This window comes from Ruegeria sp. G10, from assembly GCF_056533645.1.
This window is the reverse complement of the sequence record NZ_JBQFOQ010000003.1, coordinates 96,649-110,101: the sequence shown is the minus strand read 5'-3', so window position 1 is coordinate 110,101 and position 13,453 is coordinate 96,649. Positions and strand designations below refer to the sequence as shown.

The window sequence follows — 13,453 nt, the reverse complement described above, 5'->3', positions numbered from 1 at the left end:
GGCAAGGATATACCCGCCAACGGAGACGTGGCCGAGTGGTCGAAGGCGCTCCCCTGCTAAGGGAGTAGGCGGGAAACCGTCTCGAGGGTTCGAATCCCTTCGTCTCCGCCACCCACTTTTCAATACAGCCTTCGCCGGACGTTATGACAAAAACGCTGGGCCAGCGTTTTGTTCTAGGATTTCCTGCACCAAAGGATTGGGAAAACGGCGTCGCAGTGTGATCGCGAAAAATGTCTCCTTTATCCGCGGGTGCTCATTCGCTTCCTTTAGCCGGCCAGAGTTCAACTCATCTGTCACAACAATCGGCGCAACAAGGGCAAGGCCGATATCCTCACGTGCCAGCAGCCGCATCATTGCCATGTCATCGACCTCGGCGGCGATCTGGGGGCGGACCGAATAGCGGCTGGCCATCGCATCGAAAGCCGTGCGGACACTGCTGTCTGTTGTCGGCAAGATAAAAGGCTGTTCTGTCAGAAGCTGCTGGATCGAACGCTCGTTCTTCAGACGTTCCGGAGTACCGACGATGCTGACCTCCTGTTCGCCGATCTGATGGGTTTCATAGGGCGTCAGACTGTCATCGGGTGGTGGACGGTTCATCAGAACCAGATCAAGGTTAAGCGCCTCCAGCCCCTCCAGCAACTCGGTTGGGCTGCCGGATCGCAGGATGACCTCGACATCAATGCGCGACAGGATCGGCCTGAGAAAACCGATCTGAAAGTTGCGCGATAGCGTCGCCAAAGCGCCCACGCGCAACGCTTTGCGGGTCTGGACCGTGCCGGTCAGCGTCGCGACAAGCTCTTGCCCTGTCGAGAAAATCGCATCGGCATGATCCAGGGCGATACGTCCCGCTTCGGTCAGATGCAGTTGCCGACCGCGGCGTTCGAACAGATCGTGGCCAAGTCTTTCCTCAAGCTGCTTGATCTGAACCGAAAGGGCCGACTGAGACAGGTTCAGCCGCTGCGCGGTTCGTGTCAGATTTCCATCATGCGCGACAGCCCAAAAGTATCTCAGGTGGTGATAGTTCAATGGCATATCATTCTTATTAATAGAACGTAAAGTCCAAAACAATGAATTTTTATTGTCACAGCTTCTGCCCTAGTTCCGATGCAGAGCCGTTGGCTTTGAAACTGAAGGACACCGATATGGCATATCTCTTTCTTCCCTTACTTGCTCCGCTGATCCTGGTCGCAGCAGCGCAGCTGGCGCGCCAACGACCCGCGCAACACTTCGGGTCCGCCCCGGCGCTGGCTGAGGCCGCAGCGTTTGGTGCGTTCCTGGTTTCGGCGCTGGCGGCGGCGTTACTTGTGATCAACGGGTCCGGGACGTCCGCTCTGATCGGGCTGTTTGGCGTTGGCCTGTCGGTGCGCCTTGATGCTGTCAGCGCGATCATGCTGGTTCTGGTCAGCTTCATCGGCTGGGTCGTGCTGCGTTATTCCAAGACTTATATGGACGGAGAGCCCCGGCAGGGCATGTTCACAAGCTGGATGGCGGCGACGCTAGCGGCGGTTCTGTTGCTGGTCATGTCGGGCAATCTTGTTCAGCTTTTTGTCGCCTGGACGCTTACCAGCCTGTCCCTGAACCGCTTGCTTCTGTTTTATTCCGAACGCGCCACGGCGCAGCGCGCGGCGCATAAGAAAGCGATCGTCGCCCGGCTGAGCGAAGTCGCTCTGGCCGGAGCCTTTGTTTTGCTGATCATCGCGACAGGGACCACCGACATACAGTCGATCCTTGCCACCGCACAGCCCACTTGGCTGGTGATGGCCGCTGCCTTGTTGATCGCCATCGCGGCAGTGCTCGCCTCGGCGCAGTTCCCGCTGCACGGCTGGCTGACCGAGGTGATGGAGGCTCCGACGCCCGTGTCGGCGCTGCTGCATGCAGGTGTGATCAACGCGGGCGGGTTCCTGCTGATCCGGTTTGCAGACGTGATGCTTGCTGCGCCGGGGGTAATGGCGCTGCTTGTCATGCTGGGCGGCTTTACCGCTTTGTTTGGCGGGCTGGTCATGCTGACCCAATCTGCCGTGAAGACATCACTCGCGTGGTCGACGATTGCGCAGATGGGGTTCATGGTCATGCAGTGTGGTCTGGCGTTGTTCCCACTTGCACTGCTGCATATTGTTGCCCACTCACTTTACAAGGCGCACGCGTTCCTCAGCGCCGGCGAGGCCGTTCGAAATGTGGCTGCAATCAAACGCCCGGGGCCGATCGCGGTGCCCAGCGCGCGGAATGTGCTGCAGTCTTTCGTGATCGGCATCGTCATTTATGGCCTTGTAGGCACGATCATCGGGTTCGATGGCAAGTCAATTCAGGCCATTGCCCTGGGTGTGATCCTGATTTTCGGCGTCGCCTATCTGCTGGCGCAGGGCTTTGCGGATGCAGCACCACGGGCACTGATGCAGCGCACCGTAATGTACGCGCTTGTGACCTCGGTCAGCTACTTCGCGCTGCAGGTCGTCGCCCAAGAACTGACCGCCGGAGCGCTGCCTGCAACACCCGCACCCGGGCCGCTTGAATGGGCGTTGATCGTGCTGGCGCTGGTGAGTTTTGGCTGCGTGGCGGTGGCACAGGCGACGTTCCCACTATGGGCATCGCACCCGGCCGCTGCGGGCCTGCGCGTCCACCTGACCAACGGCCTTTATGCCAATGCAATCTTTGACAAGCTTCTGGACGGCTGGTCCAGACGGTCTGTCGCTTGAAAGGAACGGATCTGATGTTTGCCAAACTGGAAGCCTACCCCGCCGCACTGCTGGAACTGGTTGCCGAGGCCAATGCCTCTGCCAAAGCGATCCCGCCGCTGTTCCCGCTGTCATCAAGCGTTGCAGTAAACCCTTTTCTGGGTCAGACCGCAGAACCCCTTGCTGTGACTGCCGCCCGTTTGGGTCGTGTCGGCGGCACCCGGATCACGCCACGGCGCGCGCACTGGGCCGCTAAGATAAAGTCGGGCGAGGTTACAGAAGCGGATCTGCTGGATGCCCTGGCGGCCACCGAAGGGCGCTTCGGCGCGCCCGGACTGCAGGATATCAAGGCGGCAATCGAGGTTGAAACGCCCGCGCCCCAGGCTTTGCCAACAGTGGCGGAACTGGCGGCGGATGTATCGGGGATCGACTGGCCCGGCCTGATCGAAGACCGCATCGGAGCCTGGGCCGCCGGGCATTTCGATCAGGGTCAGGCACTTTGGCAGCAATCCGGCGCCAACGGTGCTTTCCAGTCCTGGCGCGATTTTGCAGGCCGCGACCTGACGCCCGAAATTCAGGGGCTCAAGGGCTTTTGCGCCTTTGTGGCCGAGACCAACCGCTCGCACTGGCGCGCATTGGGTCGCGCGTCCGAACGGCTGGGTGTCGATACCGCAGCAGCGGAAACTGCGTTCCACCGCTGGCTGACAACACTGGGCGGCTGGGCACAATATGCGCGCTATCATTTGTGGCAGGCCGAACTGGAAGGCGCACAAGACAGCACCGTGGTCGAACTGTTGGCGATACGTATGGTGTTCGATGAAGCCTTGTACTCGCTTTACGAAACGCAGATTGCAGCGCGTTGGGCCGAGGTGGTCGCGGCGCACCGCGCTCCGGTTACCCCGGACACAGACCTTGTGATCGACGCGATCCTGCAGGATGCGGGCGAGCGTGCGCAGCAGCGGCACTTGGCCGATAAACTGCTGAACGGACAGCAACGTCCTGCGCAAGGCCGCCCCATCGTCCAGGCAGCTTTCTGCATCGACGTTCGGTCCGAGGTATTTCGCCGCGCACTGGAAGCACAGGACGCCGGAATTGAAACCGTTGGCTTTGCGGGCTTCTTCGGCCTCGCCAGCGCGCACAAGGCTGCGGGATCAGATGTGACCGAATTGCGCGGCCCCGTGCTGCTGCAGGCCGGTGTGCATTCCCATGCCAGTGAACCCGAACAGGCCGATCTGAGCCGCCGCTACACCGCGCGCGCCAAACGCGCTTGGGGCCGGTTCAAACTGGCTGCCGTATCCTCGTTCGCCTTTGTCGAAGCGACCGGGCCGCTCTATGCCGGGAAACTGGTCCGGGATTCTCTGGGGCTGAGCGGCGCGGCATCGGCCGAACCCGCGCCAAGATTTGATCCGGCGCTCGACCTCGAAACACGGGTCGAAATGGCAAAGTCCGTGTTGTCGGCGATGTCACTGACTCGCGACTTTGCGCCCGTCGTTCTGCTGGCGGGTCATGGTGCGGATGTGACCAACAACCCGCATGAAAGCGCATTGCAATGCGGCGCCTGCGGCGGATACGCGGGTGACGTCAACGCGCGGCTTCTGGCCGGTCTTCTGAACGATCAAGAGGTTCGCCAAGGCTTGCGCAGCGCAGGGATCGAGGTGCCGTCCGACACCGTTTTCCTTGCGGCGCTGCATCACACCACAACCGACAAGGTTACTCTGTTTGATCAGGACCTGCCGGCCGGTACATCTTTGGCAAGCTTGAAACAGATCAAAAGCTGGCTTGCAGCCGCTGGCGATCTGGCCCGCGCTGAGCGTGGGCAAAGGTTGCCGCGAGCGGATGGCGCGCAGGATGTACTGCGCAGATCGCGCGATTGGGCCGAAACGCGCCCGGAATGGGGCCTTGCTGGATGCCGTGCCTTTATTGCCGCGCCGCGCGGTCGCACAGATGGCGCCGATTTGGCGGGACAGGCGTTTCTGCACAATTATGACTGGCGTCGAGACGACGGGTTCGGCGTGCTGGAACTGATCATGACCGCCCCGGTGGTGGTCGCCAGCTGGATCAGTCTGCAGTATTACGGCTCGACCGTTGCGCCCGATCTTTTCGGTGGCGGCAACAAGCTGCTGCATAATGTTGTAGGCGGTATCGGTGTGCTGGAAGGCAACAACGGCGCGCCACGCGCCGGCCTGCCGTGGCAGTCGGTCCATGACGGCACCAGCCTGCAGCATGATCCGCTGCGCTTGTCCGTGGTCATCGAAGCCCCGCGCGAGGCAATGACGGATATCCTTGCACGCCATGCGCATGTACGCGAGTTGTTCGACAATGGATGGCTGCATCTGATCGCCATGGATGACAATGGTCGGCTTGCGTGGCGCTACGACGGCGATCTGACGTGGAGCCGCTTCAACGACCCGCAAACCGACGAACAAGCCATCGCGGCCGAGTGATCGCCCAGAGGCGCATGAACCCTTACATCCAGCGCGGTCGCGGCGGCCACCGTGCTGGATAAATCAGCCGCTGAAGCGGGTTGATACCAAATACGTTGACTGCAGGCGTCTGGTCAGTGTGTCTGCAGCACACAAACGGACGGTCTGAAACCCGCTGCGATCGCCTTAGAAATCCAAATTCTCAACGCTCAGCGCATTCTGCTGGATGAACTCTCGGCGTGGTTCGACCACATCGCCCATAAGCTTGGTGAACAGATCGTCCGCCTCGACCATATCATCGACGCGCACCTGCAGCAGCGTGCGCGCATCCGGATCAAGCGTGGTTTCCCAAAGCTGGTCGGGGTTCATCTCGCCCAGACCTTTGTAGCGCTGCAGAGACAGGCCCTTTTCACCCTCTTCCAGAATGGCGCGCAGCAGGTCCAGCGGGCCATGTATGGCCTGAATCCGGTCGCGACGGATCAGGGTGGCGGGGGTGTTGTAAACCTCTTGCAGGCTTTGGGTGAAGCTGCCCGTTTTGCGGGCCTCGCCCGAACGCAACATGGGGCCATCCAGCGTGCGAACCTCTTCAACACCACGCAGGATGCGAGCGAGGCGGATACCGTGATCCTGCGTGATCCGGCCCTGCCAGCCGCGCTCGTATTCGAGTGCGATCAGGTCCAGACGCGCTGCGACCTTGTCGGCCACACCCTGCAGGTCGGCATCAACCGCACCGGGCACGAAGGCCCCCGCGACTGCAGCCTGTTCCAGAATGTGGCGCGGGTAATGCGTCGGGAAAGCGTCCAGAACTCGTTTCAACTGCCGGGCCTCATCCACCACACGGGTCAGGTCCTGCCCGACGATCTCCTCGCCCGAGCCCAGTTTCAGCACCGCGCCTTCGACACCCTGATTGATCAGGTAGTCATCCAAGGCGGTCTGATCCTTAAGATAAACCTCTGATTTACCGCGCGAAACTTTGTACAGAGGCGGCTGCGCGATGTAGAGATATCCGCCCTCGATCAGTTCCGGCATCTGGCGGTAGAAGAAAGTCAGCAGCAGGGTTCTGATGTGCGCGCCATCGACATCAGCATCGGTCATGATGACAATCTTATGGTAGCGCAGCTTTTCGATGTTGAATTCATCGCGGCCAATGCCCGTACCCAGCGCCATCACAAGGTTGCCGATCTCCTGGCTCGACAGCATCCGGTCGAACCGAGCGCGTTCGACGTTCAGAATTTTCCCGCGCAGGGGCAGAACGGCTTGGGTCAGACGATCGCGGCCCGTCTGGGCAGAGCCGCCCGCCGAGTCACCCTCGACAAGGAAGACTTCGGTTTTGGACGGGTCTTTCTCAGAACAATCTTTCAGCTTCCCGGCCAGATAGTTCACGTCCATCGCCGTTTTGCGGCGGGTCAGCTCACGCGCCTTTCGGGCCGCTTCACGGGCCAATGCGGCCTCGATGATCTTTCCGACGATCCCCTTGGCTTCATTGGGGTTTTCTTCGAACCACTCGGCCAGCTTTTCGTTCATCAGACCTTCGACTGCAGGGCGGACTTCGGACGACACCAGCTTGTCTTTGGTTTGCGATGAGAATTTTGGATCGGGCACTTTCACCGACAACACACAGGTCAAACCCTCACGCGCATCGTCGCCGGTAAAGCTGACCTTTTCCTTCTTCGCGATCCCGCTGGACTGCGCGTAGTTGTTGATTGTCCGGGTCAGAGCGCCCCGGAAACCCGCCACATGGGTCCCGCCATCCCGCTGTGGGATATTGTTGGTAAATGGCAGCACCGTTTCGTGGTAACTGTCATTCCACCACATGGCGATTTCGACGCCAATGTCGTCCCGCTCGCCCTTGATATAGATCGGCTCGGGCATGGCCGGGGTTTTCGACCGGTCGAGGTATTTGACGAATTCCTTGACGCCGCCCTCATAGAACAACTCGGTCTCCAACCGCTCGGCAGGGCGTTCGTCGATCAGGATGATCCGCACGCCCGAGTTGAGGAAGGCCAACTCACGCAGACGCTTTTCCAGCGTCTCAAACGAGTATTCAAGGTTCGAGAACGTATCGGTCGAGGCCAGAAAGCGCACCTCGGTCCCGGTGCGGTCGCCGCACTCGCCCACGACTTTCAGGTGCTCAGCAGTCTCGCCACCCTCAAAACGCGCAACGTGCTCTTTACCTGCACGCCAGATGCGCAACTCAAGCCAATCGGACAGCGCATTCACAACCGACACGCCCACACCGTGCAGACCACCCGACACCTTGTACGAGTTGCTGTCGAACTTACCGCCCGCGTGCAGCTGAGTCATGATGACCTCGGCCGCCGAGACGCCCTCTTCGGGGTGAATATCCACCGGGATGCCACGGCCGTTGTCACTGACTGAAACACTGGAATCGGCGTGAATTTTCACAGTCACATGGTCGGCATGACCAGCCAGAGCCTCGTCAATTCCGTTGTCCACAACCTCATACACCATGTGGTGCAGACCCGAGCCATCGTCCGTATCCCCGATATACATACCGGGGCGTTTGCGAACTGCTTCTAAGCCTTTGAGAACTTTGATGGAATCTGCGCCGTATTCCTGGGGTGCCTGTGCGTCTTCGGACATGCCGTTAGTACCTATATTATTTTGGTAACTTATACGTTTTCTGGTGGGGATTGTCACGCGCTCCCCCAACATTTTGTGCTATCAGCCGTCGCTTGTGGTGGATCAGAGTCGATCCAGATCCGCGGCGATATCCGCTGCGATTTCCGTCGCATCCACATCATCGCGTTCTGCCGAAAGGCGCAGTCCCAGGATGTCAGACTGATAGCGCGCCGCCAGCCGGTCGGGATCATGCTCAGGACCAATCTCTCCGGCCTGCTGCGCACGGCGGAACAGCGTCGCAAAACACCCTTTCATCTCGGCCATATGATGCCCCGCTTTGCCGGCCAGCTCATGCCCCTTGGATTGCAATTCGGCGTAGGTTTTGGCCAACATACACGCCCGTGCTGGCGTCTCGCGTTCGTCAATCACAACGTGCGGCTGCGCCTTGAGCGCCTGCAACGGCCCCATTTCCTCGGCCATTGCCATTAATCGCGCCACGCCGTCATTCGCATATCGCTCCAACGTCAACGCATACAGCGCATCCTTGGATCCAAACGCGGCGTAGAAGCTTCCGGGCTTCAGGTTCAACTCACGCTCGAGGTCTTTCAGCGACGTTCCCGCCCAACCCTGCCGCCAAAAGATATCTCTGGCCTGCCCGATAAGCGCGTCACGGTCGTAAGAAGGTTTGCGAGGCATCGTATTCACCAATTTTTTGAGCGTTCGCTCAAATATATACTTGAGTGATCGCTCAATAAACCCTAAATACGACTCATCGCGCCAGAAACAGGAGTTTTGACATGGCTAATTTCCCGTCCCACGACCTTGATTCCGCCCCCGAAGGGTCCAAGCCGCTGCTTGAGAAATCGCAAGCCGCCTTTGGCCGCCTGCCCGGCCTGCACAAGGTGATGGCGGAAAGCCCGCAACATCTGGAAGGCTATCAGGTTCTGCACGGCCTCTTCCTGCAAACCGATTTCGACAATGACGAGAAAACCGTCGTCTGGCAGACCATCAACGTGGAAAACGAATGCCACTATTGTGTCCCGGCCCATACCGGGATCGCCAAGATGATGAAGGTCTCGGACGACATCACCGACGCTCTACGCAACGAAACCCCGCTGCCCTCGGCCAAGCTTGAGGCGCTGCGCACCTTCACCCTGCAAGTGATGGAAACCCGAGGTAACCCGACCGAAGAACAATTGCAGGCGTTCTTTGACGCAGGCTATTCGCACCGCGCCGTTCTGGATGTTGTTCTGGGCCTCGCACAGAAAACCATGTCGAACTACGTCAACCACATGGCCAAAACTCCGGTCGACGAAGTCATGCGCGGTTTCCTGTGGGAACGTAAAGTGGGCGAACCGGCCTAAGCCGACACGACCGAGCCCTCATCGCCTTCGGTAACAACCAGCGTTTGGGCCCGGTCGCCCAATTCCGCAAACAGCTCAGGCCCGGTGCCCGTCATCCAGGCCTGAGCACCCAGAGCACAGATCTCATCATAGAGCGCTGCGCGCCGCCCGGCATCCAGATGCGCGGCCACCTCGTCCAGCAATACAATCGGCGGCGCGCCAACCATTCCCGCCAGCGCCCGTGCGTTTGACAGGATCAGCGACACCAGCAACGCCTTCTGTTCCCCGGTCGAACAATCCTTGGCCGGAACGCCCTTGGCCGCGAACACGCCATACAGATCCGACCGATGCGGCCCCACCAAGGTCCGGCCCGCCGCCAGGTCCCGAAACCGGTTTTCATTCAACGCCTCGCGCAGGTCGTCCTCGGTCTCGGGCATCGCACCCTCGGTCTGCACCAACTCCAGATCAGCAGAGGGAAACGCCGTTTCCGCCTGATCCTGCGCCCCGCGCAAATGCTCCAACGCCTCCAGACGGGACGCATGAATGCGGTGTCCCGTCTCGGCCATCTGCCCCTCTAGCGCCGCATACCAATGCGCGTCCCGCACCTGCTCTTTCAGCAGGCGGTTGCGTTCCCGCATGGCTTTTTCATAGGTCAGAGATGCATCGGCGTGCGAAGGATCAAAGCTCAGCGCGATGCGGTCCAGAAACCGCCGCCGCCCCTCGGCCCCCTCGATCCAGAGCCGGTCCATCGACGGGATTAACCAAACAACCCGCGCCAGCCGCCCCAGATCAATCTGTGTCGCAGACTTCTCATCAATCCGAACCTGCCGCGCCGCACCGCCCTCAGACCACGTCTCGATCTCATAGGCCTGCCCCTGCACCTGCAACAGTCCCGACAGCTTCCAGCCCAACGCCTCGGGCCGCCGCGTCATCTCAGCCGCGCTGGCCCGCCGCATCCCGCGTCCGGGCGAGAACAAAGACACGGCTTCCAGAATATTGGTCTTACCGGCTCCATTCGGCCCATGGATCGCCACCGGTCGCCCATCCAATGACAACCGCGCCAATTTATGAGACCGAAAATGCGAGACCGTAAGCTCGGTCAGGGCCAATCCCATGACCCCTCCCTTCATCTTTTCAAAAATACTCCCGCCGGAGGCATCGCGCGCCAGCGCGATCAGACGCGCATCGGCATGACCACATAGACTGCGCTCTGATCATTGCCTTCGCGCATCAGCGTTGGATCACCCGCCGAGTTGAACATGAATACCGCATTCTCGCGATCCACCTGAGACGCAATCTCCAACAGATACTTGGCGTTGAAGCCGATCTCCAACCGCTCATCGCCATAGGCCACGGCCAGTTCTTCTTCAGCCGCACCGCTGTCCGGCGCGTTCACCGACAGCACCAGCTTATCACCGTCCAACTGCAGCTTGACCGCGCGCGAGCGTTCGGACGAAACAGTCGCCACCCGGTCCACGGCCTGCGCGAACTCGGCGGCGTCCACCTCAAGCTTGCGGGTGTTGCCCTGCGGGATCACGCGGGTGTAATCCGGGAAGGTGCCGTCGATCACCTTGGACGTCAGCGTGATATCGGGCGTCGCAAACCGCACCTTGGTTTCGCTGACCGACACGGCAATGTCCATTTCGTCATCTTCCAGCAGCTTGCGCAGCTCACCCACGGTTTTGCGCGGCACGATCACGCCCGGCATATCCGCAGCACCTTCCGGCAGATCCGCATCGATCCGCGCCAGACGATGGCCATCGGTGGCCACGCAACGCAAAACCTTGCCGCCCTCGGACCCATCCGCAACATGCATATAGACACCGTTCAGATAATACCGCGTCTCTTCGGTGGAAATCGCAAATTTCGACTTGTCGAACAAGCGCCGCAGCAGCGCCGCCGAGGCGGTAAAGTTCGACGCATATTCCGAGGACGCCATGACCGGGAAATCCTCTTTCGGCAGCGTCGCCAGCGAGAAATTCGACCGACCCGCCTCGACCGTCAGACGCCCCGCAGCACTATCGGCGGTCAGCGTCACCAACGCGCCATCGGGCAGCTTGCGGACAATCTCGTGCAGGGTGGTTGCCGCCACGGTTGTCGCCCCGGCCTTCTCGACCTGCGCAGGGGCCTTGTCGACCACCTCGATATCCAGATCGGTGGCGCGGAACTGCACCTGATCGCCTTCGGCCTCGATCAGCACATTGGCCAGGATCGGAATGGTGTTCCGGCGCTCAACCACGGATTGGGCCTGCGAAACGGCCTTGAGAAGGGTGCCGCGTTCGATGCTGATCTTCATACCCTCTGTTCCTTTGACTTGCGTGCCGAAAATGGGCGGGACTGGCACGTTAGCGTCTCAGCCCTGAGGCACAAGGATTTTTTATGGATTTCTGGGTCGGAATACCCCTAGCGTCAAGGGGTGCATGTCCGGCAGGGCTCAGTTCCCGTCCGACCGTGGACTAATGCGCACAAGAAAACGCCCCGGCGTGAGGATCCGGGGCGTTCTTGAAAAAATCAGACAGACCTCAGGCTTCAAGCGAGCGGCGCAGCATCTCGACATCTTCGGCGATCTGGCCGTCGGTTGTTTTCAACTCTTCGATCCGCTTGACGCCATGCATCACGGTGGTGTGGTCGCGGCCACCGAAACGGCGACCGATCTCGGGCAGCGACCGGCTGGTCAGTTGCTTGCACAGATACATCGCCACCTGACGCGGGCGCGCGTATGAGCGCAGGCGCTTGGGGCCGATGATATCGCTGAGGCGAATGTTGTAATACTCGGATACCTTGCGCTGGATCTCTTCGACGGTGATCTTGCGCTCGGACATGCGCAGCACATCGGCCAGACAATCCTGCGTCAGGTCCATGTCAATCTCACGGCCCACCAGCGAGGCGAAGGCAAAGAGACGGGTCAAAGCCCCTTCCAGCACGCGCACATTGGTCGAGATCCGCTGGGCGAGGAATTCCAGCACCCCATCCGCAATGGTCAGATCGGGATAGGTGGTGGCGTATTGCTGCACCTTGTTCTGCAGGATGCCCAGACGCAATTCGTAGTCGGTCGGGTGCAGATCAACGACCAGACCGCATTGCAGGCGCGACTTCACGCGGTCCTCAAGATCCTTGATCTCACCGGGTGCGCGGTCGGCCGAGATGATGATCTGTTTGTTCTGATCGACCAGCGCGTTGAAAGTGTGAAAGAACTCTTCCTGTGTGGAATCCTTACCGGCGATGAACTGGACGTCATCCACCATCAGCACGTCGACCGAGCGGAACAGATGTTTGAAATCCATCATCCGACGCTCACGCAGGGCCTGAACAAAGCGGTACATGAACTGTTCCGCCGACAGGTACAGCACGTTCAGCTCGGGGTGTTTGGTTTTCAGCTCCCACGCGATGGCGTGCATGAGGTGGGTCTTACCAAGGCCGACGCCGCCGTACAGAACCAGCGGGTTGAAGGTAACCGGACCACCCTCGGACACGCGGCGCGCGGCGGCATGGGCCAACTCGTTGGGCTTGCCGACGACGAAACTGTCAAACGTGAAACGCGCATCCAGCGGGGCCGCCTGAAGCGCCTCAAGGGTAGAATTGGCGACCTCAACGACGGGAGGCTGCGGCGCAACCTCGGCGGCGGGCAGGTCTGCTTGCTGCGTTGGACGCGCTGGGGAATTCGCTGCCGTTCTGAAGGCCAGCCGCTGAACATTCTCGCCCGACGTGTTCAGCTCGTATAGAATGCGGTCCGCGAAATTCTGACTGACATAGTTGCCCATGAAATTGGTCGGCGCAGAAAACACCGCCACTCCGTCCTGCAGCTCTTCGAATTTCAATGGTTCGATCCAGGTGGTGAAGTTGTTCTTACCAACAGCCTTCATCAACTTGTTTCGCAATTGTCCCCATTTCTCTTGTGTCATTCGCGCCTCACGCATCCCATCTTTATTGGCCCAGCAGCCTTATTAATCTGTCCCGGTTTCCGGGTCGTATGACGTTCACACACAAGGGTACCAGCACCAGACCACATGGTCTGGCGGGTGCTATCGAAGATCAGCGCAGGCCGACAAAGCCATACCCCATAAAGGGGGCACACCCGAGCACTCGGGATGCGCGTGACATTCCAATTTTCGACAGGGCCGAGGTTATCGGATAAACCGAAACCCAGAGCAGATTGTCCATCCGACCGAAGCCGGTTTTCGAACATTCGTTCCTTTGATCGTTCTGATGCCCGTCAGTCAGATCGCTGGAACAGCCTGTCCCCCCAAGCGAGTGAATCGCTGATACAGTGGTAACAACAGGCCGCCCTGCCGGGCAACGAAACTCTGATATTGACTCGGCGTTCTTGGCGAAAGAATCTCTCGGCTTCGTGAAGACGCGGCTTTCGCGCAACAATGAAAAAGGCGCCGCACTTGGCGACGCCTTTTTTACAGATCAACGCTTGACGCGCTTT

9 protein-coding genes and 1 tRNA gene are annotated in these 13,453 nt (G+C 59.9%); 4 read left to right on the top strand and 6 right to left on the bottom strand.

Features of this window, described 5'->3' with window-relative positions:
• Window positions 1-21 precede the first annotated feature (21 nt).
• Window positions 22-111: transfer RNA gene (locus ACR0KM_RS07390), tRNA-Ser, on the top strand.
• Between the two features lie 30 nt (window positions 112-141).
• Here the strand turns inward: ACR0KM_RS07390 and ACR0KM_RS07385 are convergent.
• The gene (locus ACR0KM_RS07385) at window positions 142-1,032 is read right to left on the bottom strand and encodes a LysR family transcriptional regulator (protein ID WP_480823335.1); all 891 of its coding nucleotides are present in this window, start codon (window positions 1,030-1,032) and stop codon (window positions 142-144) included.
• A gap of 110 nt (window positions 1,033-1,142) precedes the next feature.
• On the opposite strand from ACR0KM_RS07385, the gene ACR0KM_RS07380 reads away from it, so the two are divergent.
• Window positions 1,143-2,693, top strand: a complete 1,551-nt coding sequence (locus ACR0KM_RS07380) for a proton-conducting transporter transmembrane domain-containing protein (protein WP_480860762.1) — start codon at window positions 1,143-1,145, stop codon at window positions 2,691-2,693.
• 14 nt (window positions 2,694-2,707) lie between these two features.
• Window positions 2,708-5,116: a YbcC family protein gene (locus ACR0KM_RS07375; protein WP_480860760.1), complete on the top strand. Its 2,409-nt coding sequence runs from the start codon at window positions 2,708-2,710 to the stop codon at window positions 5,114-5,116.
• Between the two features lie 165 nt (window positions 5,117-5,281).
• Here the strand turns inward: ACR0KM_RS07375 and gyrB are convergent, their stop codons facing one another.
• A complete protein-coding gene (gyrB, locus tag ACR0KM_RS07370) occupies window positions 5,282-7,699 on the bottom strand; it encodes a DNA topoisomerase (ATP-hydrolyzing) subunit B (protein WP_480823329.1) in 2,418 nt (805 codons plus the stop codon).
• Between the two features lie 102 nt (window positions 7,700-7,801).
• The gene (locus ACR0KM_RS07365; RefSeq protein ID WP_480860758.1) at window positions 7,802-8,374 is read right to left on the bottom strand and encodes a TetR/AcrR family transcriptional regulator; all 573 of its coding nucleotides are present in this window, start codon (window positions 8,372-8,374) and stop codon (window positions 7,802-7,804) included.
• A gap of 101 nt (window positions 8,375-8,475) precedes the next feature.
• On the opposite strand from ACR0KM_RS07365, the gene ACR0KM_RS07360 reads away from it, so the two are divergent.
• Window positions 8,476-9,042 carry a carboxymuconolactone decarboxylase family protein gene (locus ACR0KM_RS07360; RefSeq protein ID WP_480860754.1) on the top strand — a complete coding sequence of 189 codons (567 nt, stop codon included), beginning with the start codon at window positions 8,476-8,478 and terminating at the stop codon, window positions 9,040-9,042.
• Here ACR0KM_RS07360 and recF read toward each other — a convergent pair.
• The 3 genes from recF to dnaA all read right to left on the bottom strand — a co-directional run bounded on the left by recF (window position 9,039) and on the right by dnaA (window position 12,923).
• Complete coding sequence (recF, locus tag ACR0KM_RS07355) at window positions 9,039-10,136, bottom strand: DNA replication/repair protein RecF (RefSeq protein WP_480860752.1); 1,098 nt, start codon at window positions 10,134-10,136, stop codon at window positions 9,039-9,041. The two genes, ACR0KM_RS07360 and recF, sit on opposite strands and share 4 nt — an antisense overlap.
• 59 nt (window positions 10,137-10,195) lie before the next feature.
• Window positions 10,196-11,317, bottom strand: coding sequence for a DNA polymerase III subunit beta (gene dnaN / locus ACR0KM_RS07350; RefSeq protein WP_480860750.1), 1,122 nt, complete (start codon window positions 11,315-11,317; stop codon window positions 10,196-10,198).
• Window positions 11,318-11,543: 226 nt separating this feature from the next.
• Window positions 11,544-12,923 carry a chromosomal replication initiator protein DnaA gene (gene dnaA / locus ACR0KM_RS07345; protein ID WP_480823319.1) on the bottom strand — a complete coding sequence of 460 codons (1,380 nt, stop codon included), beginning with the start codon at window positions 12,921-12,923 and terminating at the stop codon, window positions 11,544-11,546.
• Window positions 12,924-13,453: the final 530 nt, after the last annotated feature.

Excerpts from the sequence above, each read along its gene's own strand:
- ACR0KM_RS07385 (WP_480823335.1), bottom strand. The coding sequence starts at position 1,032 with ATGCCATTGAACTATCACCACCTGAGATACTTTTGGGCTGTCGCGCAT.
- ACR0KM_RS07380 (WP_480860762.1), top strand. The coding sequence starts at position 1,143 with ATGGCATATCTCTTTCTTCCCTTACTTGCTCCGCTGATCCTGGTCGCA.
- ACR0KM_RS07375 (WP_480860760.1), top strand. The coding sequence starts at position 2,708 with ATGTTTGCCAAACTGGAAGCCTACCCCGCCGCACTGCTGGAACTGGTT.
- gyrB (WP_480823329.1), bottom strand. The coding sequence starts at position 7,699 with ATGTCCGAAGACGCACAGGCACCCCAGGAATACGGCGCAGATTCCATC.
- ACR0KM_RS07365 (WP_480860758.1), bottom strand. The coding sequence starts at position 8,374 with ATGCCTCGCAAACCTTCTTACGACCGTGACGCGCTTATCGGGCAGGCC.
- ACR0KM_RS07360 (WP_480860754.1), top strand. The coding sequence starts at position 8,476 with ATGGCTAATTTCCCGTCCCACGACCTTGATTCCGCCCCCGAAGGGTCC.
- recF (WP_480860752.1), bottom strand. The coding sequence starts at position 10,136 with ATGGGATTGGCCCTGACCGAGCTTACGGTCTCGCATTTTCGGTCTCAT.
- dnaN (WP_480860750.1), bottom strand. The coding sequence starts at position 11,317 with ATGAAGATCAGCATCGAACGCGGCACCCTTCTCAAGGCCGTTTCGCAG.
- dnaA (WP_480823319.1), bottom strand. The coding sequence starts at position 12,923 with ATGACACAAGAGAAATGGGGACAATTGCGAAACAAGTTGATGAAGGCT.